The following is a 25,475-nucleotide window of genomic DNA, read 5'->3' as shown; positions in this document are numbered from 1 at the left end:
GGAAAATTTGCTGCTTCACTAAATTCGCATCCCTGAACACTAATTTTTTATATTTGCGCAAAACTCACCAGATGCCCCAAGTCTCGATCATCACGCCAGTATATAATGCCGAAAAGTTTCTGCCGGATACCATGCGTAGCGTATTAGGACAGACATTTGCAGACTGGGAATGGCTGATAACGGATGACCGCTCAGCCGACCGCTCAGCCGAAATACTAAAGAGTACAGGTGACGCACGTATAAAAGTGATTTCATCTGCACGAAATATCGGTGCGGGTGCCGCCCGGAACCTGGCATTGGCGCAGGCCACCGGACGTTACATCACGTTTCTTGACGCGGATGATTACTGGGAACCTGAATTTCTGGATGAAATGGTGAACTTTATGAAAACCCAACAGGTAACACTGGCCTACTCAGGCTACGCACGGTGCGATGAAAACCTGCAACCCGTTCTGGACGATTTCAAGGCCGACTGTAAGGTGAATTTCAGTAATTTACTGAAAACCTGCCGGCTTTCTTTACTAAGTTCGATGTACGATTCACAAGCGGCGGGCATCGAATACTTCCCGGCGGGCAGTAAACGCGAGGACCATGTGATGTGGCTTAACCTGCTGAAAAAGATTCCGGTGGGCCAACCACTACCAAAGACTTTGGCACGTTATCGTATGCATGGCAACAGTATTTCAAGAAAAAAGAAAAACATTGTAAAAGATCAGTATCTCGTGTATCGTGAACACATGAAATTTTCGGTAGTAAAATCCATGTACTATACCATTAACTGGGCTGTTAACGGTTACCTGAAATATTCAAAAATATTTAATTGAATCTATGGCAACAGTTTCGCCAAAACATTTTCAGTCGCGTTAGGCTGCTGCAAAATGAATTCAGCGGCATTTTGCCCCATCTGTTGACGCAGCGTTTCATCTTTAAGCAAACCCAGTAAAAAAGGGGCAGCAAAAAATTCATCTTCAAAAGACTTTGCGCCATGCGCGGCAACCAATGCATCAGCTTCAGGATTTTTGCGATACTGGGCTCCAAAAAGGACTGGCACGCCGAAAACGGCAGCCTCCAGAATATTATGTAGCCCTTTGGTATGAAATCCGCCACCTACCACCGCTACCGACGCATAAGAATACAGCCTTGAAAGCAGCCCAATGCAGTCGATAATCAACACCCGTGAATTGGAATGATGAAAGGGCGTACCACCGCTGAGTTGCGAATACAGCACAGCATTCGGGAAGAGTTGTTTCAGCGCTGGCACTCTTTTTAAATCATGTGGAGCGATTAGCAGTTTTATATCATGGTTTTTGGAATGTACAATCTCGGCAAGCCGTTCCTCCGACTCCCAGGAGCTCCCGAACACGACGGTTTTGCTGCCCTGCACAAAATCAGCAATGAAATCTATCTCGTGCGGTTCTTCACGCAGTTTCTTCACGCGGTCGTAACGGGTATCACCGGCCGTGGAAGATTGATGAAGCCCCAGGCTTTTGGCCAGTGCGGTAGAATGCTTGGTCTGATGAAAAAACCAGTCCACGTGTTGCTGTAGCTGCTTCACAAACCATTTGCCGTATGTTTTAAAGAATAGCTGTGTTTCATAAAACAGCGCGGAGACCACATATACTTTCGCGCCTCTATTTTTTACTTCGGCCAGCAGATGATACCAATATTCGTACTTTACCGTGATAAATATTACAGGCGTAAAATGAGCCGTAAACGCTTTTACCCACTTTTCGGTATCGAACGGAAGGTAACATACCGCATCTGCCAGATGGCTTCTGCGCACCACATATTCGTAGCCAGAAGGAGAAAAAAATGTAATCAGTACTTTATGCTCTGGCAATTTTTCTTTGAGCTTTTCGAGCACAGGCATACCCTGTTCGTATTCCCCAAGACTGGCCGCGTGCATCCAAATGACTTTATCTGACGGAGAGAAGGCACGCTGTACAATCTCGCAGCTTTGCCTTCTGCCAGCAAGCCCTTTTTTGAGCTTATAATTAAAAAGCGCCCCGATCTTCATCGCGCTGACCAACAGATTTATAAAAAGACGGTAAATGGTTTTCATCTATAGTTACGTTTATCTCATCCTTTTCACAAACCGCAGCTGATGTGTGTGCCGACGCAGTTCCGCGTTATAAATACCAGACGAATCCAAATGATCGATACGCACTTTGCCGTAGGCATGAATGATCCTTTGTTCTTCAAGCATCATCCCTACGTGGGATATGTGCCCGTCGGAATCTTCGAAAAAAGCGAGGTCCCCGGCTTCTGCCTCTTCGATAAAATCCAAAACAATTCCTTTATCGGCCTGCTGATTGGCTTCCCGCGGAAGTGTATGCCCATGAAGTTTATAAATGAGTTGTGTAAAACCGCTGCTGTCGACTCCGAAAAAACAGCGTCCGCCCCACAGAAATGGAACATGTAGGAAATGGCTGGCGGTTTCAGTGAAGTCGCTCTGAAATCGCGTTACCTTGTCCCCTGCTGCCACTTCGCTTCCGGCAGAAAGCAGCATTTTGCCATCGGGCGTATCGGTATAACTGAAAACTTCGGTAAGCAACCGACTGTCGTGTCTTTCTGACACCAAACCTAACTGCTGACGGTCCACCCAGCCTTCAAACCCATCAAAATCCATCACAATACGGACAAATGCGCCACTGCGTTCATAGACTTGCGCGGTTTCTCCGTACAGGATCTGCGATATCATCTCCGACTGATGCGAGGCCGCTACACGTACCGCAGCAACCGGCACTTTACAAACGCCTTTTTCCATAGATCTTGATTGTTATTAATTTTTTCGCAGCAGATTCACCCCGTCGCGCAAAGGTAAAATAAGATTTTCAAAATCCCCATCGCGGGCGATAATATCGTTGAGTTCTTTAATGACTTGGGTAGATCTCTGTTTGGGCTGTTCTTCGAGGACTTTACCATACCACAGCACATTATCAAACAAGATCACCGCACCTGTTTTTACTTTTGGCCGAAGGAGTTTGAAATACTCGGCGTAATTTTCTTTATCCGCATCAATGAATATCAGGTCAAAATAATCATCGGTGTTTTTCAGATACGCTTTGGCATCCTGAATTTTAAAGTCTATTTGAGCTGAGAACTGGCTTTCGGCAAAGTATTTTCGGGGCAACCAGGCGAGTTCTTCATTTACATCAAGTGTGGTGATTGTGCCGTCTTTAGCCAGACCTTCGGCAAGGCAAAGGGTAGCATAACCGGTGAACGTACCGATTTCGAGGACGCGTTTGGGTTGCAGCATCTGCGAAATAATGGCTAGCAGCCTGCCCTGCTGATAGCCTGAAATCATGTGGGGCTGGGTGGTTTTCTGGAAGGTCTCTTTGCGCAGTTTTTTTAAAAGCGCAGGCTCTTCAGAAGCGTGGTTCTCCAGATAACGGTCCATTTCAGGACATTGTTCTTCAAAAAAACTCATGTAATTTTTTATTCAAAGGTAAGGATTTGCCATAAAAAAAGCGTTGCCGGCACTGGTGTACCGGCAACGCCTGTAGGATTTGGATGCGGTTATTTTGCAGGAGCGATATCCATTAGTTTCATGAATTCATCAAGTTTAGGCATGATGATGATTTCTGTTCTTCTGTTTTCCGCTCTGCCGGAAACTGAAGCGTTGGTTGTTTTAGGATTGTATTCGCTGCGTCCGCCGGCGGTAATTCTGGCAGGGTTTACACCAAATCTGGTCTGTAGGATCTTCGCCATCGAAGTCGCCCTTAGCGCAGATAGATCCCAGTTGTCTTTCGGCAGTGTGTTAGAGTTTAAAGGTACGTTATCTGTGTTCCCTTCAATAAGTACGGAATAAGTATCATAATCATTGATAACCTGTGCCACTTTACCCAAAACTTCCTGTGCGGCTGGCAACACGTTGTAATCACCCGTTTTATAAAGCATCTTGTCGGAAAGCGAGATCATCACCACCCCTTTCAGCACTTTTACCTGTACATCATTATCCGCGATGTTGTCGAGCGAGCGTTTCAGTTTGTTTGAAAGCGCGAGGTTCAGGCTGTCATTCTTCGCGTTGGTAGAGATTAATTGTTTGATATATTTGTTAGACGCATTGATTTCCCCAATTAACTTATCAATGTTGGCGGAACCTTTTCCGGTGTTTGAAAGACAGGCATCAAGTGAAGATTTCAGGGCTTCGTTCTGGTTTCTTAGCAGGTTGTTTTCGCTGGACAGTCCCGCGTTGGTTGATTTCAGATCTTGGATCTCGCGTTGTCTTTCGCCGATATTGGTGATACACTGGTTATAATTGGCATTCAAAGCATCAAACTGCTTTTTGCTCACACATGAAGTCATCGTCAAAGCGGTCACGATGATGGCAAAAATTTTTCCTGTTCTCATAAATTACATTTTAATCAGCCAAAAATAGAGATTTCATTTTAAAGCAGAACAATTATCTTTGCTAAATAATCCTTAAAAATTGCTGACTTACACTACTTTCCTTGCGGCATTGCGGCAACTCTGTCCCGACGCGGCGGCAGATTCTTTTCTGTTGGCGGTGAGTGGCGGTGCCGATTCGATGGTGTTGCTGCACCTGTTCCACCAGGCAGATATACGGTTTGAGGTGGCGCATGTGAATTATAAACTACGGGGCGAAGATTCTGACGCTGACCAAAAAACGGTTAAAGAATTCTGCCATGAACACGCCATTTCCCTACATGTCTATGAAGTGACTGCCGAAGACCAAAAACCTGAGAATTCGGTACAACTATGGGCGCGCGACCTGCGCTATGGCTACTTCCGCAAAATCCAGAAAGAAAACAACCTACACTATCTGGTCACTGCACATCACCTGAACGACCAACTCGAAACCTTCTTGATAAACCTGTCGAAAGCGGCGGGGCTGAACGGCCTCAGCGGAATCCCTGCTAATGACAACGGCATCATCAGACCCTTGCTGAACTTCAGCAAAGAGGACATCTATGCATATGCCGAGCGGCATAAAGTACCTTATCGTGAAGATGTATCAAACCAAAAAAGCGACTATCTGCGGAATTTCATCCGGCATGAGGTTGCCCCAAAACTATTCGAAACCAATACCCACTTCCTTGAAAATTTTGGTAAGAGCCTGTCGTACTTAAACCAGGCACGTGACTTTATTAATGATCAAATGCAGGATGTGGCCATGCGGATGACTTCAACACAGGCCCATAAAACATTGATACAAAAAAACTTGATGCTAAAAGAAACTCCGTTTGTACAGTTCGGCATTCTTAGGAAGTATGGCTTCGAGAGTGCCACGGAAATTAGCAAAATAGTAGAAGCAGGACAAGGCAAAACTTTCCGTTCAGGCACGTTTACCTTAACGGTGGACCGTCATCATTATATCATTCAACAAAAGAACGCTTTGCCAGAATCCCCAGAAGTAATATTACAGGCGGATCCTACTGCCCCTATCTCGCTTGAAGGATATGTGGCTGCGGAATTTAAAACCTCCCAGACCTGGGCTGTAGATGCCCGCAAAGTTAGATTGCCCTTACGGTTGTGCCGTATAGCGCCTGAGGTTTATTTTTATCCTTCGGGAATGGTTGGCCGTAAAAAAATCTCTAAGTTTTTCAAGGATGAAAAAATGCCTATTTTAGCGCAGCAGAAAATCTGGTTCCTCTGTGATGCGGATAACAGGGTGTTAGGCATCATCCCGAAACGCCAGGACCGGCGTTTTATGGCAGCAGAAGACGCGGAAGCAGCGCAGATATTAATCAAATTTTAACCGGTTAAAACGGATAAAACATCTATAATGAATTTAAAAACCTGGTACCTACTCGCATTCATGTTCCTGTTTCAGGGGATAACGGCACAGATAAAAGACCCCGTAAAATTTAAATACAGCATCAATACGCTTTCAGATAATGAGTATGAAGCGGTTTTAACCGCCACTATCGATAAAAACTGGAAGGTCTATTCCAAAGACCTGCCGCCCGACTCCGGGGTGCCGACCCAAATGACTTTAAGTTCCACAGCAGGCCTGCAAACCATTGGCGGCGTGGTGGAAGTAGGCAAGAAACATGATGAATTCTCCGAAGCCTTCGGTGTGCAAATCGTTTATTTTGTTGACCGGGTACTGTTCAAGCAGCGTTTCAAACTGAAAAACAATGCAGCACCCGCCACAGTCACCGCAGAGATTACTTACATGACGTGTGATGACCGCATTTGCCTGGCACCAAACACCTTGGAATTCAGCCAAACCATCACACCGGTGGGGCCCAATACCTCCGCGACAGCCACACCACTACCTGAAGCTGTAGCTAAAGCAGATACTGTAATGACTATCGCGGCAGACACTGCCACAGCAGCAACTGAACTGCCAGCGATGGCAAGACAGGAAGGGCTGAAAGTAGCGACGATGGATTTCGCAAACCCGCTCACCAATTGTGGTGTTGAAGCCCAAACCAACGACGAGAACTTCTGGACTTACCTGCTGTTAGGTTTTTTCGGTGGCCTTATCGCACTGCTGACGCCATGTGTATTCCCGATGATTCCGCTGACGGTTTCTTTCTTTACTAAAGGGGCCTTAGGCAGCGCTAAAGGCAAACGAGATGCGTTTATCTATGGGTTTTTCATCCTGCTGATCTTTGTATTACTGAGTGTGCCGTTCCATATCATCGACGGGATCGCGGGGAATATCTTCAACCAGATCTCTACCAGCGTATGGCTGAACGTGACCTTCTTCGTCATCTTCCTGTATTTCGCGGGGAGTTTCTTCGGATATTACGACATCACCCTGCCAAGTTCCATCGCGAACCGTTCCTCACGGGCGGAAGACGCGGGCGGCATCATCGGTATTTTTTTCATGGCGCTTACATTAGTCATTGTATCATTCTCGTGTACCGGGCCTATCTTGGGCAGTTTACTGGGCAGTGCGGTCACAGGTTCGGCAGACGTACCCATGCTGCTGACCTTCGCGTTGGCAGGTTTCGGGCTTAGTTGGGCCATTGTATTCGGTTTACTCGCTCTTTTCCCACAAACGCTGCAACGTCTGCCAAAATCAGGCGGATGGATGAATACGGTGAAAGTAGTCCTGGGTTTTATTGAGTTGGGACTTGCACTGAAGTTTCTGTCAAAGGCTGATTTGGTTTCAAAAACCTTCTTTCTGAAACGTGAGCTGTTCATCGCGCTGTGGATCATCATCACCATCGGTTTGGTGCTCTATCTGTTCGGTAAAATCCGTTTTCCGCACGACGACAAAAAGCCAAAGATTTCCTTAACCAGAAGAATCCTCGGTTTCGCAGGCATCGGTTTCATCATCTACCTGATTCAGGGTCTCATCCCCGGTGACCGCCCAAAACTACAGCATCTCAGCGGCATTCTGCCACCGATCAATGTGAGTTATTTCCATCAAGAAGGCGACGGCATCCTCGGCATGCATCCTTCGCATGATTATTTTGAAGCCATTGAAACCGCTAAAAGGGAAAACAAGCCTTTACTGATTGACTTTACCGGCTACGGTTGTGAAAACTGCCGGAAAATGGAAGAATTTGTATGGAGCGAGCCCGATATTTTACCGATTCTGCAAAACGATGTGGTGTTGGCATCACTGTATGTAGATGATAAGGAAGCGCTGCCAGAAGCGAAACAAACCTCTGTGGATATGGGCAACGGGCAGCGGAAGAAAATAAAGACCATCGGTGACAAATGGAGCCTTTTCCAGCAGATTAACTTCAACAATAACTCTCAGCCGCATTACGTGCTGGTAACACCGGACGGGAAGGTCATCAACACCCCTGTATCAGGCTATATGTCGAAAGAGGACTTCAAGAACTTCCTGACCTGCGGCATTGGTTTTTATAAAAGGAACAGTAAATAGCCTTCAAGCATCCCCAAAGGCACTTCATACAAATGTCTGCCCCCAAAAGACGGCTCCCATGATGGTGTGGGAGTAGCATGGCGCATAGGGAATACTCCACGATCAGTTTGCGGAGAACAAGCCTATGGTGCGACAGACGGTATGGGGATTCCTTCCGCATGATTCCCTGCAAGTGAGCATTACCGTGCAGCCTCTTTTTACCTGCATGATGCACAAGCCTCAGTTGTCATTATACTCTATGGTGTGTTCCACTTCCTTTTCCGGGATGCCGTAATAATGCGCAAACTCCTGAACGGTGACGTGCTGGTGCCTCTGCTTGCCGAGTGAAACTTTTACTGCGCATAACAGACGTGATGCCTGCCTTGTACTTTTACCAAACAGCAAGGCAACATCCGCTGCTTTCACTATTTTTCTCATAACATTTATTTTGGTCAAAGATGGGCTTCTCTTCTGTGAATCGAGGCTCCATCACTGCATGAATGTTAAGCCATACCTGTATTTTTTACGGTGCAATTCTGGCTTATAATGGCTTTCAGGATGTAAGAACACCGTAGATGTCCTGTACCCTTTAAGTACTCTTTATGTACCCTTTATGTACCCTTTATGTACTAAGTATTAGTAAGGGATGGGTTGTCTGGCGGTGGCGGACTGTCCTATTAGGGTTACTTCAGTGCTTTTTGACAGGATGCTGGAAAGGGTGAATGGGGCAATGGGGAACGGTTAATGGTTAATGGTATCCATAATGACAAACAGGGCTTTTGTCACGCTGAAAGCGGCTCAACTGCACTGGTAATTATTGGTGGAGATTCTTTCGGAATGACAAAAGGGTGCGACAAACTAGGTGGACAAACTGGATGGGACAAAAGGGCGCGACAAAAGCAGTAGAGATTCTTTCAGAATGACAACAAGGCGGGATAAGCAGAGTGTGACAAAAGGACGTGACAAACTGGACTTTACAAACAGAGTGTGACCATAGCAGCGGAGATTCTTTCAGAATGACAAACTGGGCAGGACAAAAGGACGGGACAAGCAGAGTGTGACAAAAGCGCGTGACAAATTGGTGGACAAGCTGAGTGTTAAGCGTGAACGGTGAATGGCCAATGGTGAATGAAGTCAATAATGACAAATAGGGTGTCTCTACGCACCCTTTTTGTCACGCTGAAAGCGTCTCAACTGCGCTGGTAATTATTGGTGGGGTACTTTCGGAATGACAAAAGGGCGGGACTAACTGAGCGGGGATAAAAGGGCGTGAAAAACTGGACGTTATAAGCAGAGTGTGACCATAGCAGCGGAGATTCTTGCGGAATGACAAAAGGACGCGACAAAAGGGCGTGAGACAAATTGGGTGGACAAATTGGGCGCTACAAGCAGAGCGTGACTATAGTAGTGGAGATTCTTTCAGAATGACAAACTGGGTGGGACAAAAGGGTGGGACAACTGGATGGACAAATTGGGCGCGACAAACTGGATGGGACAAAAGGGCGCGACAAAAGCAGTGGAGATTCTTTCAGAATGACAAAAGGACGCGACAAAAGCTCACGACAAACTGGACGTTACAACAAAGCGTGACTATAGCAGCGGAGATTCTTGCAGAATGACAAACTGGGTGGGACAAAAGGGCGGGACAACTGGATGGACAAATTGGGCGCTACAAACTGGAGGGACAAAAGGGCGCGACAAAAGCTCACGACAAACTGGACGTTACAACAAAGCGTGACTTTAGCAGTGGAGATTCTTTCAGAATGACAAACTGGGTGTGACAAAAGGACGGGACAAACTGGGTGAACAAATTAGGCGCTACAAGCAGAGTGTGACTATAGCAGTGGAGATTCTTTCAGAATGACAAACTGGGTGGGACAAAAGGGCGTGAGACAAACTGGGTGGACAAACTGGACGTTACAAGCAGAGCGTGACTTTAGTAGTGGAGATTCTTTCAGAATGACAAACTGGGTGGGACAAAAGGGTGGGACAACTGGATGGACAAACTGGACGTTACAAGCAGAGCGTGACTTTAGCAGTGGAGATTCTTGCAGAATGACAAACTGGGTGGGACAAATTGGACGTTACAAACTGAATGGGACAAAGGAAGCGACAAAAGCAGTGGAGATTCTTGCAGAATGACAAACTGGGCGGGACAAAAGGACGGGACAAACTGGACGTTATAAACAGGGTGTCTCTACGCATCCTTTTTGTCACGCTGAAAGCGTCTCAACTGCGCTGGTAATTATTGGTGAGATACTTTCGGAATGACAAACTGAGTGGGACAAAAGGGCGCGACAACTGGATGGACAAGTTGGGCGCTACGAACTGGACGTTACAAACAGAGCGTGACTTTAGCAGTGGAGATTCCTACGGAATGACAAAAGGGCGCGACAAGCAGTATGGATTCTTTCAGAATGACAACAAGGCGCTACAAACTGGGCGTTATAAACTGGGGGTTTATAAGCAGGGCGCGACAAAAGCAGTGGAGATTCTTTCAGAATGACAAAAGGACGCGACAAAAGCTCACGACAAACTGGACGTTACAACAAAGCGTGACTATAGCAGCGGAGATTCTTTCAGAATGACAAACTGGTGGGACAAAAGCGCGAGACAAACTGGGCGGGACCTCGACTATACCTTATTGCTGAATATATGGTTTAGAAAAGTCATGTTTGGATTGGCCGTTCTTATCAAATGAAGTTTTTTCAGGCGGGTTAAGTTTTTGATTTCTTTTTCCCTTTCAATCGCATGGTGTATCCAAGTGAATTTTTCATAATAAATCAGAAATTCTACCTGATACCGGGCAGTAAAACTTCTGGGATTAAATTTGATATGGTGTTCATGCAACCGCCGGTGAAGATTGTTCGTTACGCCGGTATAAAGCACGGTTCTGTTTTTATTGGTGAGAATATATACATAATAAGTATGAAAACCTTCAGTAAAGTGATCCATCGTTGTGTTTTTTCAAAGATAGCTTAGATTCTTTTATCTTATAGAAATATGTCGGATTTTTATTGGTAGGCGAAACCTCGTAATAACCACGCTGGGGACAAATTGGGCGCTACAAGCAGAGTGTGACCATAGCAGCGGAGATTCTTTCAGAATGACAAACTGAGTGGGACAAATTGGGCGCTACAAACTGGATGGGACAAAAGGGCGCGACAAAAGCAGCGGGGATTCTTTCAGAATGACAAAAGCGCGTGACAAATGGCGTACAAACTGGATGACAAAAGAGTGCGACATAAGCAGCGGAGATTCTTTCAGAATGACAAAAGGGTGTGACAAATTGGGCGCTACAAACTGGATGGGACAAAAGGGCGCGACAAAAGCAGCGGGGATTCTTTCAGAATGACAAAAGCGCGTGACAAAAGGGCGTGACAAACTGGACTTTACAAACAGAGTGTGACCATAGCAGCGGAGATTCTTCCAGAATGACAAACTGGGTGGGACAAAAGGACGGGACAAACTGGATGGGACAAAAGGGCGCGACAAAAGCAGTAGAGATTCTTTCAGAATGACAACAAGGCGGGATAAGCAGAGTGTGACAAAAGGGCGTGAAAAACTGGGCGTTACAAGCAGAGTGTGACCATAGCAGCGGAGATTCTTTCAGAATGACAAACTGGTGGGACAAAAGGGTGCGACAAACTGGGCGCTACAAGCAGAGTGTGACTATAGCAGTGGAGATTCTTGCAGAATGACAAACTGGTGGGACAAAAGGGTGCGACAAACTGGATGGGACAAAAGGGCACGACAAAAGCAGTAGAGATTCTTTCAGAATGACAACAAGGCGGGATAAGCAGAGTGTGACAAAAGGGCGTGACAAACTGGGGGTTATAAGCAGGGCGCGACAAAAGCAGTGGAGATTCTTTCAGAATGACAAACTGGTGGGACAAAAGGGCGGGACAAGCAGAGTGTGACAAAAGCGCGTGACAAATTGGTGGACAAGCTGAGTGTTAAGCGTGAATGGTGAATGGTGAATGGTGAATGGTGAATGGTTAATAGTGAATGGTCATTGATTATTGGTAAAGGGTCATTGATCATTGATCATTAGTAAAGGGTGGATTAATACCATGGGTTGATGGGTGGCCCGACGCAGGGGTCAGGTAGAGAAACCAGCGTGTGCACAGGCTAAGTTGTAGGAAGTAGCACGGCGGGTATTCTCGAGCCGCGCAAGTGTGCGGAAATGATTCCAAGTCTCAAAACGGCGGCCCTCCCAGTTGTTGTACCAATCCTTAAATGTCGCCATACCCGACACGACCAAACGTGCGTCCGAGGTGCGGCGATACAGATAAGCCAGATCGCTTTCAGACCTGCAAAAACTGTCATGCACTTTACAGAAGATGCCGAAGGCTTTTTCCGAAGAGAAGATCCATGACGGAAATTCAGGCCTCTGTAGCTGCACGGGAGACTTATCAATGGCTACGGCCTCCGCAAGGTACTGGGGTGCAGTGCCTGCCTGTTCCGCCAGTCCGCCTGCCTGCGTGTGAAACATCATGCTTTCCACCGTGGCACGCATCTCCGCCAGCAGAGCCAGCAACCCGTGAACATAGCGCTGTTGCTCAGGTTCAGGTTCATAGGCAAGGCACTGCGCTTCAAATGCCCGAAGCATCCTGTGTAACAATTCCTGCTGAATGGTATGCATTTCCGGGTTCATTACCGCCATGAAAGGCAGCCGTGCAAACTGTTTCCACTGCCGACGTTTAAGAATCCGCCCGATGATATTTTTAAAATTTTCAGTTTCATTACTCACAAAGACTTCCAGCAGCATGTCCCCCATCAGTTCCTTAATCCTGATATAAAACCAGTTGAGATCGTCGCTGTACAGGGTATGACGTATGGCGGAGGTCGCCGAGTGATAGAATCTGTCTCCTGACAGCAAATCGTTCAGTGCTTCGAAATAACGCTGCATCCGTTCGCACAGTTCTTCGGTATAATTCGATACTTCTTCCGCTGAAGTGAACATCTCTGTATGCTCTTCAATAAACTGATTGGCGGTAGCGGTGAGGCGCTGGCTGGTTTCAGTTAACTGCTGCTCGTCCAGGATGGAACGTGCCACCTCATTCAATGCTTTTTCGACTGTTTTATTATCAATCACCATTGTTTGTGTTTTAATTGTGCTGATAAAAATAGCATATCGTTCCTTTGCCACCAAATTATCGCAAATAGTATATTTATATCTTATTGATTTTGTGCATTTTAAAACTTTTCCACCATTCACTTCCTTACGATTTTTGGTGATTATTTTAAGACATTTCGGACAATATAGGACTAAACTGCCATTTTGTGACGTAACGGCTGTATCTTGTTGTGTATCTGTTTAGAGGCGCTTACATTTGCCTCAGTGTTACCGGAACATATTTTATTAACGGGAGCTAACAGACGCAGCAGGCCACTGTCGGACGGGATCTCCACTAAATTTTAGTATTATGGCACGATTCGACGGTATCTTTGGGATTGAAGGTACATTAAAAGGGATGACTTTTTACAAGTCAAAAGACGGACAGATGATCCGCACCAAAGGGGGCGTCAGCAAGGAGCGTATCCACAAGGACCCGGCCTTTGAAAGAACCCGTGAAAACGGAAGTGAGTTCGCACACTGCGCAAAGATGGCACAGCTGTTCCGCAAGAGTGTTTCAGACAAGGTGGAACTGGCGAAGGACCACCGCACGAGCAGCCGGCTCAACAAGGTGATGCATGACATCAAGGCGTTGGATGAGGTATCGCCACGCGGCACGCGTAACGTCCCTACCGGCTTGCAGCACCCCGACGGACCCAAGGCGCTCAACGGTTTTGAGTTTAATATGAACGGACAAATCGCGCAGGTTTTTCTACAGCTTCAAGCGCTGAACGCGGAAGAAGGCACGCTGAACTACCCTGCCTTTATTCCGCAGAAGCACCTGCTGTACCCGGAAGGCGCTACGGAAGCCGACCTGCAGCTGATCGCCGTGCAGGTGGATTTCAGTGAAGGCACCTATACGTTGACGGAAAGCCCCAATGTGACCGTCCCTAAAACCCCGGACCCTGTTGACCTGCAACTCGCCGTGTCACAGATCCCGGGTGGCACACTGCCGGTGTTCTATCTGCTGCTCGCAGCATATTATCAGGTGCTGAACGGTACGCGCTACCCGCTTAAGAACAAACAGTATAACGCGCTTGGGGTGATTGGTTACCTGCTGCCTTAGTGGTCGCGGATGAAACAGTACAAAAGATGGCAGGAGATATGAGGTAATACTATTGCCTGCCATTGCTGTACTGGCTAAAGTTTATTGAACCTGTTTCAATAAACTTTTTTTTATGCGTGAACTTTATGCACCGATTTCCCAGGCCTGCACTGTATGTGATAAGCGTTTTACAACGTGGGACGCTTGAGGGCGGGATAAAGTGGGTGGGACAAATTGGGTGAACAAGCTGAGTATTAAGCGTGAATGGGTAATGGTGAATGAAGTCAATAATAACAAACAGGGCGTCTCTACGCACCCTTTTTGTCACGCTGAAAGCGTCTCAACTGCCGCTGGTAATTATTGGTGCAGATTCTTGCAGAATGACAAACTGGGTGGGACAAAAGGGCGGGACAAACTGGATGGGACAAAAGGGCGCGACAAATTGGACGTTATAAGTAGAGCGTGACCATAACAGTGGGGATTCTTTCAGAAGGACAAACTGGGTGTCTCTACGCACCCTTTTTGTCACGCTGAAAGCGTCTCAACTGCCGCTGGTAATTATTGGTGGAGATTCTTGCAGAATGACAAATGGGCGTGACACATTGGGCGCTACGAACTGAACGTTAAAACAAAGCGTGACTATAACAGTGTGGATTCTTTCAGAATGACAAACTGGGTGGGACAAAAGGACGGGACAAACTGAACGTTATAAACAGGGTGTCTCTACGCATCCTTTTTGTCACGCTGAAAGCGTCTCAACTGCGCTGGTAATTATTGGACAAAAGGACGGGACAAACTGGGCGCGACAAACTGGATGGGACAAAAGTAGTGGGGATTCTTTCAGAATGACAAAAGCGCGTGACAAATTGGGCGCTACGAACTGAACGTTACAACAAAGCGTGAATATAACAGTGGGGATTCTTTCAGAATGACAAACTGGGTGGGACAAAAGGGCGCGACAAACTGGGTGGACAAGCTGAGTATTAAGAGTGGATGGTCAATCGTGGATGGTCAATCGTGAATGAGGTCAATAATGACAAATAGGTGTCTCTACGCACCCTTTTTGTCACGCTGAAAGCGTCTCAACTGCCGCTGGTAATTATTGGTGGGATACTTTCGGAATGACAAAAGGGCGGGAATAACTGAGCGGGGATAAAAGGGCGTGAAAAACTGGGCGTTACAAGCAGAGTGTGACCATAGCAGCGGAGATTCTTTCGGAATGACAAAAGGACGCGGAGACAAAAGCGTGTGACAAACTGGGCGTTACAAACAGGGCGTCTCTACGCACCCTTTTTGTCACGCTGTAAGCGTCTCAACTGCCGCTGGTAATTATTGGTGCAGATTCTTGCAGAATGACAAAAGGGTGGGACAAAAGGAGCGGAGATTCTTACAGAATGACAAAAGGCGGGACAAACTGAGCGGGGATAAAAGGGCGCTACAAACTGGATGGGACAAAAGGGCGCGACAAAAGCAGCGGAGATTCTTGCAGAATGACAAAAGGAGGGGACAAAAGGGCGGGACAAACTGGATGGACAAATTGGGTGTGACAAACTGGGCGTCTCTACGCCCTTTTTGTCACGCTGAAAGCGTCTCAACTGCGCTGGTAATTATTGGTGAGATACTTTCGGAATGACAAACTGAGTGGGACAAAAGCGCGTGATCATAGCAGCGGAGATTCTTTCAGAATGACAAACTGGGTGTGACAAATTGAGCGCTACAAACTGGGCGTTATAAGCAGGGCGCGACAAAAGCAGTGGAGATTCTTGCAGAATGACAAACTGGGCGGGACAAAAGGGCGGGACAAACTGGATGGACAAATTGGGCGCTACAAACTGAATGGGACAAAAGGAAGCGACAAAAGCAGTAGATTCTTTCAGAATGACAACAAGGAGGGACAAGCTTGGTGGACAAACTGGACGTTACAAGCAGAGCGTGACCATAACAGCAAGATTCTTTCAGAATGACAAACTGGTGGGACAAAAGGGTGCGACAAACTGGGCGTTATAAGCAGGGCGCGACAAAAGCAGCGGAGATTCTTTCAGAATGACAAAAGGGTGGGACAAAAGGACGGGACAAGCTGGGCGTTAAAAGCAGAGTGTGACCATAGCAGTGGAGATTTTTTCAGAATGACAAAAGCGCGTGACAAATTGAGCGGGACAAACTGGATGGGACAAAAGCGCGTGACCATAGCAGTGGGGATGCTTTCAGAAGGGCACGGCGGATTGGAGCGGGGGAGGAAAGTATGGAGGATGGAAGATGGTACCACCCCGTCAAAAATTCTCCGAATTTTTGCCACCCCTCCGAGGGAGGGGAATTTTTTTGTTGAGAGCGTGTCGGAATGGGCTGATGGGTGGGTTCCTTTGAGCGAGCGTCCAACAAGACATCCTATACATCCATTCAAACAGATGATGTGTCTAGCGGGGTTTTTGAGCCAGCGGCTACAACTTATGACGCCCAGTTTCCTGATGTCTTGTGGTGTGCTTTCCGCCGCCAGAAGCGCCGGTAATACAGGGTATAACCAATGGGGCTTTACGGCTTCATCGTTTTAATGATTCTTCCGGGATTGCCTACTACGGTAGCGCCATCAGGAACATCCCTAATTATCACTGCTCCGGCACCAATCGTACACCACTTCCCTATCTTTATTCCCTGGATAACGCTTGAGCCAATGCCTATATGGGTTCCTTCCCCTACATGCACATCGCCTGCCAGCGACGCGTTTGGCGAAATATGTACATAATCCCCGAGCTGGCAATCGTGTTCCACCACCGCACCCGTATTGATGATACCATGTTTACCTATTACCGCACCGGGATTTACTGTTGCATGACTCATCATCACGGTACCTTCACCAATCTCTGCGAATGGGGACACACAACTTAAAGGATGCAAGGCGCTGATATAATGAAGTGGGCGTGATTCAGCGATGCTTTTACGGACCTCATTGCTACCGATCGCAATAATGGCCTTTGTATCCGTAGAAAAAGGCGTGTGCCGCACATCCGCCAGCACAGGGATGCCAAACAAGTGATCTCCCGGAGGTACCGCATCGTAGATTACTTCTACCGATATACCGTTCTGAATTAAAATATCAAGTATAACTTTTGCGTGACCGCTGGCACCAAATAATATCATAAGCCGCTTCCTTTAAAACGTTCGGTGGTGACCTGCCCCTGCGTATTGATACCTTCTGATTTGAATACCTTGTGTACAGTCATTATTAATATTTTAAGATCTAAAATGAGACTTACATGATCCACATACGACACATCGAGCCTGAATTTTTCTTCCCAACTGATCGCATTACGTCCGTTGACCTGTGCCCAACCGGTAATCCCGGGCCTTACTTCATGGCGGCGGGCCTGTTCGGGGCTGTATAAAGGCAGGTATTCCGGCAGCAGTGGCCGGGGACCAATTAATGACATATCGCCTTTCAATACATTGATGAGCTGCGGAATTTCGTCAAGCGAGGTTTTCCGCACGAAGGCTCCCACCGGGGTAAGGCGGTCGGCATCGGGGAGAAGATTTCCGTCAGCATCTTTTTTATCATTCATCGTTTTGAACTTGATGATTTTAAAAATCCGGGCGTCCAATCCCGGGCGGGCCTGTACGAAAAACGGTTTTCCGCTGTTGGCGACCGCCAGGCCGAGGGTGACGATGATGAATACAGGGCTCAGCAGCAGCAACCCGATAAGGGCCGCAAAAAAATCCATCCCGCGTTTGATATAATTTCGGTACACTTTCACTTTAATTTAATTTCTATCACTGGAAGACCACTGGTTGATCAGGGTCTGGTATTCTGCCAGCAGTGCTTCCCATACGATTTGCTGTTCATATCGGGCAGCGATCATCGGTCTTGCGTTTTCCTTCAGGCCGCGTCTCCACGCAGGGTCGGCCATCATACGCTCCATGGCTTTTTGTAGGGCTTCCGCATCTTTTGGGGGAATGATGGTGCCATTTTTTCCTTCTTCAATAATCTCATTACAGCCGTTGATGTCCGTTACGATGGCTGGTAGTCCCATCGCTCCGGCCTGCATCACCACATTCGGGAAGCCTTCACGGTAAGAGGGAAAGACCAGCGCATCCGAAACTGCCAGATACGGACGAACATCCGGCTGATATCCCAGTGACAGGATGTTTGGGTTGCGGTCAATTTCATCGAGGGTTTCCTGTTTCAGGGGATCCAGCGCGGTTTCGAACGGCCCTACCAGCAGAAGTTTGCTGACCTGCTGCGCTGATGTGCCGTTAAGCTGTTTAAATGCTGAGATCAGCTCATTGATGCCCTTGTCGCCTACCAACCGTCCTACAAAGATGAAGATAAAATTATTTGAACCCAGGCTTAATTTATTGTGTAATTCTATCTTTTGCAAATCTGAGTACAAATCTGGCGAGAAAAAAGCAGTGTCAATCCCATTAGATGAACCATTAGCAATTACCTTTAGTTTGTTTACGGGTGCATATTGATGTCTAACGATGAAAGCGTACAGCCCTGTAGAATTAGGATATATCCTTGTTGCCGCCGCATACGTGATTTTCTCTACTATATTCAGCAGCCTCCTTTTCAGACCGGTAGCTTCCATAAGCGGCATGCCTGCGACGGTATGCATTCTTATCGGAACGCCAGCCAGCTTAGCCCCTAACATACCTACAATCCCAGCTTTGGGAGTATGTGAGTGAACAATAAGCGGTTTCTGTTTTTTACAAAGTCGGTAAAAATCCCACAATGACTTAATATCCCTGAGGGGGGAGATCGTACGTGTCATATTTAACGGTACTACAATAATACCTTCCTCATTTTTAACATCCTGAAGCTCTTTGCCGGGAGCTGAAACACCAAGCACTTGAAAACCGTTGCATAACATAAAATGGTGTTGTCCTTTTAATAATACTTTCAGGGATAATGGTACCGTGGTAACGCGGAGAAGTTTGGGGATAATAACTTTGCTAGACATTTAAAATATAATGTATCATTCTTAAAATATATCTTTACATAAAAACCGACTACCAAAAATAACAATAATTATTAGTTATTTTTTTACACAAAATTATTATTCCAATTCTTATCTTAACCAAATTCCCTGTCTTTTGTCATTTAAACTTTGGGACTTTAAACTTTGTAGTACAAACAAAGATATAAAAGGTAGCGCCATAACTTTGCTGCGCATGATGATTCCATAATTGGCATAGGCAAAGACATACATCATTCCGAACAAAAACAGGAAGACAAGGGGCAAGACCACCAGCATCGATTTACGCATGCTGCGGAATTTCCGGATTAAAACATACCCCGCAAAGAGCATGAGCAACAGTACCAACATATTTTCGGCGCCGGTAATGGCGTACAGCAGGCCCTCTTTCTCCCCCGGCAGCGGCCGGAAGTAAAAAGTAAAAAACTTCAGAAGCAAAGCATATTCATCCAGCGGAACATAAGAATCGGTGGTTTGGAAATAACGGATATGCGCCTCGTATTTCCTGATGACCCGGCCGAATCCGCCGGTAAAATCCTGCAACTGTAACAGGATGACGGTAAAAACACTCGTCAGCAGAACCGTAATTCCCGCAGCAGCAAGCATCAGCCGCCGAGGCAGCGTTCCGGTAAGCATGAGTGAAATCACATAGCTGACTACCAAAATAAACGACACGTGCGGACGAATGAGCGCCAGGACAACCACCGAAAGCATCAGCAGCAGACTCCGGTATCTCCGGCGGTGCACTTCATACAGGAACACCACCAGTGCAGTGACCACCGGAACTTCTTTGCCAATAATGCCGGTCCAGAAATGAAAATTAGGAAGCAGCATGAGCAACACTGCCAGGACTTGCGGAATTTTTTTGCCATCTGCCACCTGCCAGAGCATCCGGAACAACAGCCAGACCGCCGGGAAGCTGAGTACCGAAAACATGAGAAAGCCCGCCCACAGCGGCAAGTTCAGATACTTCACAAAAGGAAAGGTAAAAAACCGGATGAAATCGGTGCCGGGATTCAGATAATCACCCCACGACGCCGCAGAAAGGTCAGTGCCTGTGAACCAGTATTGTAATGCATCGCCGCCGTTCTGGAGAACATAGTAGCAGGCTGCCAGAGCAATGAGATGATGCCAAAAAAAAAGAATGACAAAAAAAGTTCTACGCCTGTACATATCCGTTGGTGCAAAAACTTACTGTTTGTATATATTCTGATACCATTTCTGGAAACAATAGAATGTCCAGATCCGGAACGTATTGTCGGCTTTGCCTGAGAGGTGGTCGCCTACGAGTTTTTGGATATATCTTGCATTAAAAATATTCTGCGGAACAAGTATTTCTGCGGAGGAGTACCGTTTCAGTTCATTTGCCAAATGCCCGCGCAGCCAGTCGCCCACCGGCACCCCAAAACCCTTTTTACTTTTATCCAGAAAATTTTCAGGGAAATAATGGCGGAATGCGTCTTTCAGAATTCTTTTTTTATTCCAGCCGTTAATCAGAAAATTCTCGGGAAGCGTAGAGGTGTAATCCCAAAGTTTTTTGTTGAGAAAAGGTGCCCTGGATTCCAGCGATGCCAGCATAGAAGTGCGGTCCACTTTCACCAGCATGTCGCCTTCCAGACTTAAATAACGGTCGATATTCCTGAAATCCGTAAGCGTGGAACAGCCGGATACCCGGCTTCGGTAATGCGCAAAACTGTCTGCAGTAAGGAGGTTTTGCTGCAGTAATTCCCTCTTTTCGTCCTGGGTAAAGGCAAGGGAAATCATGTTGTAATAGAAATCTCCCTCATAATTTACCGCATTCAGGAGTTTACGCAGCTGGAAGCGTTTGCCGCGTCTGTCGTCCCGGGTTGCCAGCAAGGTGTTTCCGAAATTCTGCATGCTTTTATGCAAGGATCTGGGCACCACGGCGGTATAACGGCTGTTCAGTTTCCCGACATAATATTTGTTGTAGCCACCGAAAATCTCATCGCCTCCATCGCCGGTTAGCGCCACGGTGACGTGCTGCCGGGTTTTTTCCGAAACTAGGTAGGTTGGCAGTGCCGATGAATCTGCAAAAGGTTCGTCGAAGTTCAGAAGAATTTCATGCAGTTGCTCCTGCAAATCGCCGGGTTTTAGGATAAACTCATGGTGGTTGCTGCCAATGAGTTTGGCCACAGTCTGCGATTTATCGGTTTCATCGAAGGACTTTTTTTCGAAACCTACGGAAAAGGTATTGATTTTCGCTTCAGTCTGCTTTGCCAGGGCAAGCGAAACAATAGAAGAATCTACCCCACCCGAAAGAAAAGTTCCGAGGGGAACATCTGCTACCGAGCGACTGGCCACACTTTCCATCACCAAATCGTGGGTAAATCTGGTCTCATCCTGATAAGTGCCGTGCGGTCTGTTTTCAAATTCGTTTTGTCTTTTTATTTCATGCAGAGTGATGTTCCCGGAGGAGGGTTCTACCTCCATAAAATGATTGGCTTCCAGTTTTTTTATGCCTTCATAAATGGTGTAGGGAGCGGGAATATAGGTAAGACGAAAATAGAGATTAAGCCCTTCGGGAGAAATTGGAGGTTTTTGGGGGAGCACTTTAATAATGGATTTCAGTTCCGATGCCCAAATGAGGCCGTCTTCGGATTTTTGGTAATAGAGCGGCTTTTCCCCAAAGAAATCACGGGCAATGTAGAGTTTGTTCTTCTTTTTATCCAGAATGGAGAAAGCAAACATCCCGTCCAGCATACCGAATGCTTCGGTGCCGTATTTTTCGTAGAGTTTCAGGATGACCTCGGTATCGGAAGTGGTTTTAAATTGTACCCCTTCGCTCATTAGCGTGTCACGATGCTGCCGGTAGTTGTAGATTTCACCATTGAAGACGATGACCAAATTTCCCTGATCAGAAGTCACAGGCTGTTTACCGGTACTAAGGTCGATAATGGAAAGCCGACGCATCGCCATTCCTAAATTTTCTTCTGCGTAAAAACCGTCCTCATCGGGACCCCGGTGGATGATGCATCGGTTCATGAGCTCCAGCGCGGTCAGGATTTGTTCTTCAGCTGTATTATTTTTTATGATTCCGTTGATTCCGCACATAGATTAGGTATTAACGATTTCCGGGTTTTTTAATGATTTTTTTTGTAGCTTCCTATTAATTTTCTGCAGTTGAGCAGGGACAACCCGCTCCAGATAAAGACGGTACGAGTAACACCACATAAAGTAAATCAGGATTCCGGGGGTAAACATATTTTTCATACGCACCATTACGCCTAGATTTCCAAGCGAAGTGGAAAATGCCAAAGTTCCAAGAATGCCAAAAAACAAAAATCCTTTTATGATAAAAGGTGCATTTCTAAAGGTTTCCACCATTCTGAATTTCAAGGCGAGAAAAGACAGAATCAGAAGAAAAATATTATCTACCGAAGATAGAAGTGAGCCAATACTGTGAGCATCAAAAAACAACGGGCGGTATAAAAATGTAACCACTTTCAGCGGAAGCGGATAGCCTGTAACATCAACTGCAGAACCGGAGCCCTGCTTTAAATTACCCACCTGAATTTCGGCTTTCTTAGTAACAGCAGCAGTGCTGAGTTCTTCAACACCAATAAATTTTGTAACTACGGGTAATAAGGCCAGACCTGCACCCAAAAGAAAAACGGAAAATACTGCACGCTGAAAAAGCGTTGTTTTACCGCCGAACATATATGCCAAACCGAAAGACACCAGGAGAAAAAGCGCAATATGGGGACGTACAGCTGCCGACAGAAACAGACTCAGTAATACGAACGGCATTCTTTTCTGCGGTTTCAGCAAACCGTAAGCGAAAATACCTATGCACATAAAAAGGACTGTATCCTTTCCAACGCCTGCACTCCAAAAATGAAGATTTGGAAGAAAGAAAACCAGCGGAAACATAATAAAACCGAAGAAGATTTTGTTGTACGGGATTAATTCCTTTGCAATAGAATAAAAACAGGATATACCAACGAATCCCAACAGCGAATACAACATCGTATTCGCAAAAAAAGACATTCCAAAGAAATTCGCCGGGATATAATTAAACGCTTCCATGAAACGTGTACCCTCACCTGTAAAAATAAAATTTCGGAAATCCTTCGGAGCCATCTCTTTGGCTGCTGTCCAGTAAGTCCATGCGTCCCCACCTCCATTTCGGGTAAAGAAATAAAATACAATTCCAAATACAAAATGATAAACCGCCAGCCACTGCAGATTTCTTCTGTCGGCCGGTGAAAACTGATAGACGATGTATTTAGGCAAAACCATGGCGGCAGCTAAAAACAAGAGTGTCCAGAAAAAATCAAATATTAAATCCATCTACTATTTGAAGTAACTTATTTGAAGTAACCTGCAAACTGTATGTTTCCTCCACTTTCTTTCGACCGGCAGCACCTAAAATCTGCAGCAGATTTCTATTTTCATGCAAATATAGTACTTTATCTTCCCAGTCCTGCACTGTTTTTGCCAGGTAGCCGTTTATGTTATTTTCTACAATTTCTGAATTAACACCGACCGGGGATGCTATCACCGGAATTCCGCTGGCCATATACTGGATCAGCTTGTATCCGCATTTACCTTTTTCCCACCGAGAATCCTCCAAAGGCATTATACCCACATCAAAGGTACGAATGCTTGAAGCTTCCAGATGTTCTTCCCAATCAATGAATTTGATTTCCAAAAAAGTGTCCAAATCTTCTTTTGCACCAATAATGTGGAGTTTAAGGGGGATTTTTTCTGCCAGTTTTTCGAACACCGGAATCAGGGATTTCACATATTTAAAGGTTGAAAAAGTACCGATCCATCCGATAACCAACGGCTCATTTTGCGAACTAAAACGTTCTTTCATCTGATAACGTTCCAAATCGACGACAGTAGGAATTTTTTCCACTCTTTTGGCACCGGATCTTTTTGCTTTTTCAGCCAGATACTGGTTTCCTGCAATAACCAGGCTGCTGTTTCTCATAACCCGGGGTATCTTATTTCCCAGTAAAAAGCGGACGATTCCGTTTGAACTCTTATCGTAGTTATGAAATATGGCGTCATCATAATCCACAATGTAATTTATTTTTTTCTTCTCAGCCACATTTCGGCCCAGGCCGGAAGGTATGGGAAAAGTTCATATTCAATAAATACCGTATCGCCCTCCTTTATCTTCTTTAAATCGCTGAATCTCCTTCTGTAGGCTGACCATATATTGGAAAGTGACTTCTGACCCTTATACAAATCGGTAAGATAACGGTCATCAAAAAGCGGAAATATCTCTACCCGGTAACCCGCTTCCTCCAGATAAGGGATATACTGAAAACTCCGTAACCTGCTGCTGGCCCCTTTCCGCGTATATTTTGTGAAATACAGTATTCTTTTCATTTATATACCAAAAAACTTTCTGTACTGGTTTTTGTAATTGTCTACACCTTTTTCCAAAGAGAAAAATTCTTCCGCTACGTGCCTGCAATTTTGTGAAACTTCGGGACTAACCATTCCCTGCAGCATATTTTTAAAATCATACTGTTTCAAATGATCAAAATCAATAATTTTTCCTGCCCTGTAATTCTCGATATAAAACCTGTGATCGCCGATACCGTCGTTTGTAAGCACCGGTATTCCCGCAGACAAAAGCTCCCCAAGTTTGGTAGCTGCAGAGGCCCTTTTTGAAAAGACCGGCCTGATGTAGAACACTGCAAGATCAATATCCATCATTTTTTTTGGCATTTCAGAAAAAGGAACTTTTTCCAAGGTAAAATTGTGCAGGGTGATATCTCTTTCAGCAATTTTCTGCCGAATATAATCGTGTTCATTTCCGTTATAGACTGTAAGACTTACGGGAACATTTTTGCTGAGTTCCTCAACCAGATCCAGCGTTTTGTCAAAATCATACCATCCAACAGCAGTACCTACATAACCAATATTCAGCGGTTCCCGATAAGTGCGGGGTTTATACGGGAAACGCCCAATATCCACGCAGGTTGGTATAACGTCTATTCTTTCTTCCAAAAGATTTCCGCCCTTAAACAGTCCGTTTTCTACAATTGTTTTTTTTCCGAGGCGCGACAACTTGTTGATTCCAGCTGCATCGCGGTAGAGTTTCTTTTCCAGAGACTTCATCAGTTTGAAAATTCTGGAAGACCGGCTGATACTTCCAACATCCGCACGCTCGTCAAATTCAAAACCACGCGTATCAAAAAGATATTCTACAGGATGATTTTTTTTTATGAGCCATGCCGCAAAAGCAGGAAGATAGCTTCTGCAGTGCAGGAATCTGATGCCATATTTTTTCACAGCAACTTTTGCTGTATTCAAAAATCTAACAAAATTAATTGCTTTTCCGGTTTTGGAAGTTCTGTATTCAATAGGAATCCATACGATGCCGGCCTCTTTCAGCTTTGTCCGCAGCTGCAGGAAAGCGCTCTTATCTGCCAAATCTGCCGGCTTTTCCAGCGATACCAGATAATACTGATAGTCTGCGGACAGATGGTACAGATAACTCAGCACCTGGGAAGCACCGAGCGGCTCCATCATCCCGTTATAACTTAAATAGAGAATTTTCTGTTTCAT

Annotated in this window: 22 protein-coding genes; 6 read left to right on the top strand and 16 right to left on the bottom strand. The window is 45.9% G+C overall.

Features of this window, described 5'->3' with window-relative positions; translation table 11 throughout:
• Positions 1-71 precede the first annotated feature (71 nt).
• Complete coding sequence (locus CO230_RS01650; protein ID WP_122027015.1) at positions 72-824, top strand: glycosyltransferase family 2 protein; 753 nt, start codon at positions 72-74, stop codon at positions 822-824.
• A 2-nt stretch (positions 825-826) separates the two neighbouring features.
• Here the strand turns inward: CO230_RS01650 and CO230_RS01645 are convergent, their stop codons facing one another.
• The 4 genes from CO230_RS01645 to CO230_RS01630 form a co-directional block, all read right to left on the bottom strand.
• Entirely contained in the window at positions 827-2,062 is a 1,236-nt protein-coding gene (locus CO230_RS01645) for a 3-deoxy-D-manno-octulosonic acid transferase (RefSeq protein WP_122027014.1), read from the bottom strand.
• 12 nt (positions 2,063-2,074) lie between these two features.
• A complete protein-coding gene (locus tag CO230_RS01640; protein ID WP_122027013.1) occupies positions 2,075-2,767 on the bottom strand; it encodes a C40 family peptidase in 693 nt (230 codons plus the stop codon).
• 15 nt (positions 2,768-2,782) lie between these two features.
• Complete coding sequence (locus CO230_RS01635) at positions 2,783-3,430, bottom strand: O-methyltransferase (protein ID WP_122027012.1); 648 nt, start codon at positions 3,428-3,430, stop codon at positions 2,783-2,785.
• A gap of 89 nt (positions 3,431-3,519) precedes the next feature.
• The gene (locus CO230_RS01630; protein WP_122027011.1) at positions 3,520-4,353 is read right to left on the bottom strand and encodes an OmpA family protein; all 834 of its coding nucleotides are present in this window, start codon (positions 4,351-4,353) and stop codon (positions 3,520-3,522) included.
• Positions 4,354-4,432: 79 nt separating this feature from the next.
• On the opposite strand from CO230_RS01630, the gene tilS reads away from it, so the two are divergent.
• Positions 4,433-5,722 (top strand): tRNA lysidine(34) synthetase TilS, encoded by a 1,290-nt coding sequence (gene tilS, locus CO230_RS01625; protein WP_122027010.1) that lies wholly within the window; start codon positions 4,433-4,435, stop codon positions 5,720-5,722.
• A gap of 27 nt (positions 5,723-5,749) precedes the next feature.
• Positions 5,750-7,816: a protein-disulfide reductase DsbD family protein gene (locus CO230_RS01620; protein WP_122027009.1), complete on the top strand. Its 2,067-nt coding sequence runs from the start codon at positions 5,750-5,752 to the stop codon at positions 7,814-7,816.
• A 219-nt stretch (positions 7,817-8,035) separates the two neighbouring features.
• On the opposite strand, the gene CO230_RS01615 is transcribed toward CO230_RS01620, so the two are convergent.
• A complete protein-coding gene (locus CO230_RS01615) occupies positions 8,036-8,233 on the bottom strand; it encodes a hypothetical protein (RefSeq protein ID WP_122027008.1) in 198 nt (65 codons plus the stop codon).
• Positions 8,234-10,046: 1,813 nt separating this feature from the next.
• Between CO230_RS01615 and CO230_RS01600 the strand changes: the two genes are divergently transcribed.
• Positions 10,047-10,301, top strand: coding sequence for a hypothetical protein (locus CO230_RS01600; RefSeq protein WP_162989957.1), 255 nt, complete (start codon positions 10,047-10,049; stop codon positions 10,299-10,301).
• A gap of 128 nt (positions 10,302-10,429) precedes the next feature.
• Here the strand turns inward: CO230_RS01600 and CO230_RS01595 are convergent, their stop codons facing one another.
• Positions 10,430-10,750 (bottom strand): GIY-YIG nuclease family protein, encoded by a 321-nt coding sequence (locus CO230_RS01595; protein ID WP_122027004.1) that lies wholly within the window; start codon positions 10,748-10,750, stop codon positions 10,430-10,432.
• A 1,147-nt stretch (positions 10,751-11,897) separates the two neighbouring features.
• A complete protein-coding gene (locus tag CO230_RS01585; protein WP_122027002.1) occupies positions 11,898-12,896 on the bottom strand; it encodes a hypothetical protein in 999 nt (332 codons plus the stop codon).
• Between the two features lie 328 nt (positions 12,897-13,224).
• On the opposite strand from CO230_RS01585, the gene CO230_RS01580 reads away from it, so the two are divergent.
• Positions 13,225-13,980 carry a hypothetical protein gene (locus tag CO230_RS01580; protein ID WP_122027001.1) on the top strand — a complete coding sequence of 252 codons (756 nt, stop codon included), beginning with the start codon at positions 13,225-13,227 and terminating at the stop codon, positions 13,978-13,980.
• A 1,742-nt stretch (positions 13,981-15,722) separates the two neighbouring features.
• Positions 15,723-15,923 (top strand): hypothetical protein, encoded by a 201-nt coding sequence (locus CO230_RS01565; protein WP_122026998.1) that lies wholly within the window; start codon positions 15,723-15,725, stop codon positions 15,921-15,923.
• Between the two features lie 565 nt (positions 15,924-16,488).
• Here the strand turns inward: CO230_RS01565 and CO230_RS01555 are convergent.
• From CO230_RS01555 to CO230_RS01520, 9 genes are all read right to left on the bottom strand, one after another.
• Complete coding sequence (locus CO230_RS01555) at positions 16,489-17,094, bottom strand: acetyltransferase (RefSeq protein ID WP_122026996.1); 606 nt, start codon at positions 17,092-17,094, stop codon at positions 16,489-16,491.
• On the bottom strand, positions 17,091-17,699 hold the full coding sequence (locus CO230_RS01550; RefSeq protein WP_122028849.1) for a sugar transferase: 609 nt from the start codon (positions 17,697-17,699) through the stop codon (positions 17,091-17,093). The genes CO230_RS01555 and CO230_RS01550 overlap by 4 nt, the downstream gene beginning before the upstream one ends.
• 12 nt (positions 17,700-17,711) lie before the next feature.
• Positions 17,712-18,911, bottom strand: coding sequence for a glycosyltransferase family 4 protein (locus CO230_RS01545; RefSeq protein ID WP_228438165.1), 1,200 nt, complete (start codon positions 18,909-18,911; stop codon positions 17,712-17,714).
• A gap of 108 nt (positions 18,912-19,019) precedes the next feature.
• The gene (locus CO230_RS01540; protein ID WP_122026995.1) at positions 19,020-20,099 is read right to left on the bottom strand and encodes a hypothetical protein; all 1,080 of its coding nucleotides are present in this window, start codon (positions 20,097-20,099) and stop codon (positions 19,020-19,022) included.
• Positions 20,100-20,117: 18 nt separating this feature from the next.
• Complete coding sequence (asnB, locus tag CO230_RS01535; RefSeq protein WP_122026994.1) at positions 20,118-21,998, bottom strand: asparagine synthase (glutamine-hydrolyzing); 1,881 nt, start codon at positions 21,996-21,998, stop codon at positions 20,118-20,120.
• Positions 21,999-22,001: 3 nt separating this feature from the next.
• On the bottom strand, positions 22,002-23,237 hold the full coding sequence (locus CO230_RS01530; protein ID WP_122026993.1) for a hypothetical protein: 1,236 nt from the start codon (positions 23,235-23,237) through the stop codon (positions 22,002-22,004).
• Complete coding sequence (locus tag CO230_RS12310) at positions 23,221-23,883, bottom strand: glycosyltransferase family 4 protein (protein WP_228438164.1); 663 nt, start codon at positions 23,881-23,883, stop codon at positions 23,221-23,223. The genes CO230_RS01530 and CO230_RS12310 overlap by 17 nt, the downstream gene beginning before the upstream one ends.
• Before the next feature lie 98 nt (positions 23,884-23,981).
• Positions 23,982-24,287 (bottom strand): hypothetical protein, encoded by a 306-nt coding sequence (locus tag CO230_RS12305; protein ID WP_228438163.1) that lies wholly within the window; start codon positions 24,285-24,287, stop codon positions 23,982-23,984.
• Positions 24,288-25,475, bottom strand: a complete 1,188-nt coding sequence (locus CO230_RS01520) for a hypothetical protein (RefSeq protein ID WP_122026992.1) — start codon at positions 25,473-25,475, stop codon at positions 24,288-24,290.

Source organism: Chryseobacterium sp. 6424, from assembly GCF_003692615.1.
Taxonomy (GTDB): domain Bacteria; phylum Bacteroidota; class Bacteroidia; order Flavobacteriales; family Weeksellaceae; genus Kaistella.
The sequence above is the reverse complement of the archived record's forward strand: the minus strand, read 5'-3'. Positions and strand labels throughout refer to the sequence as shown.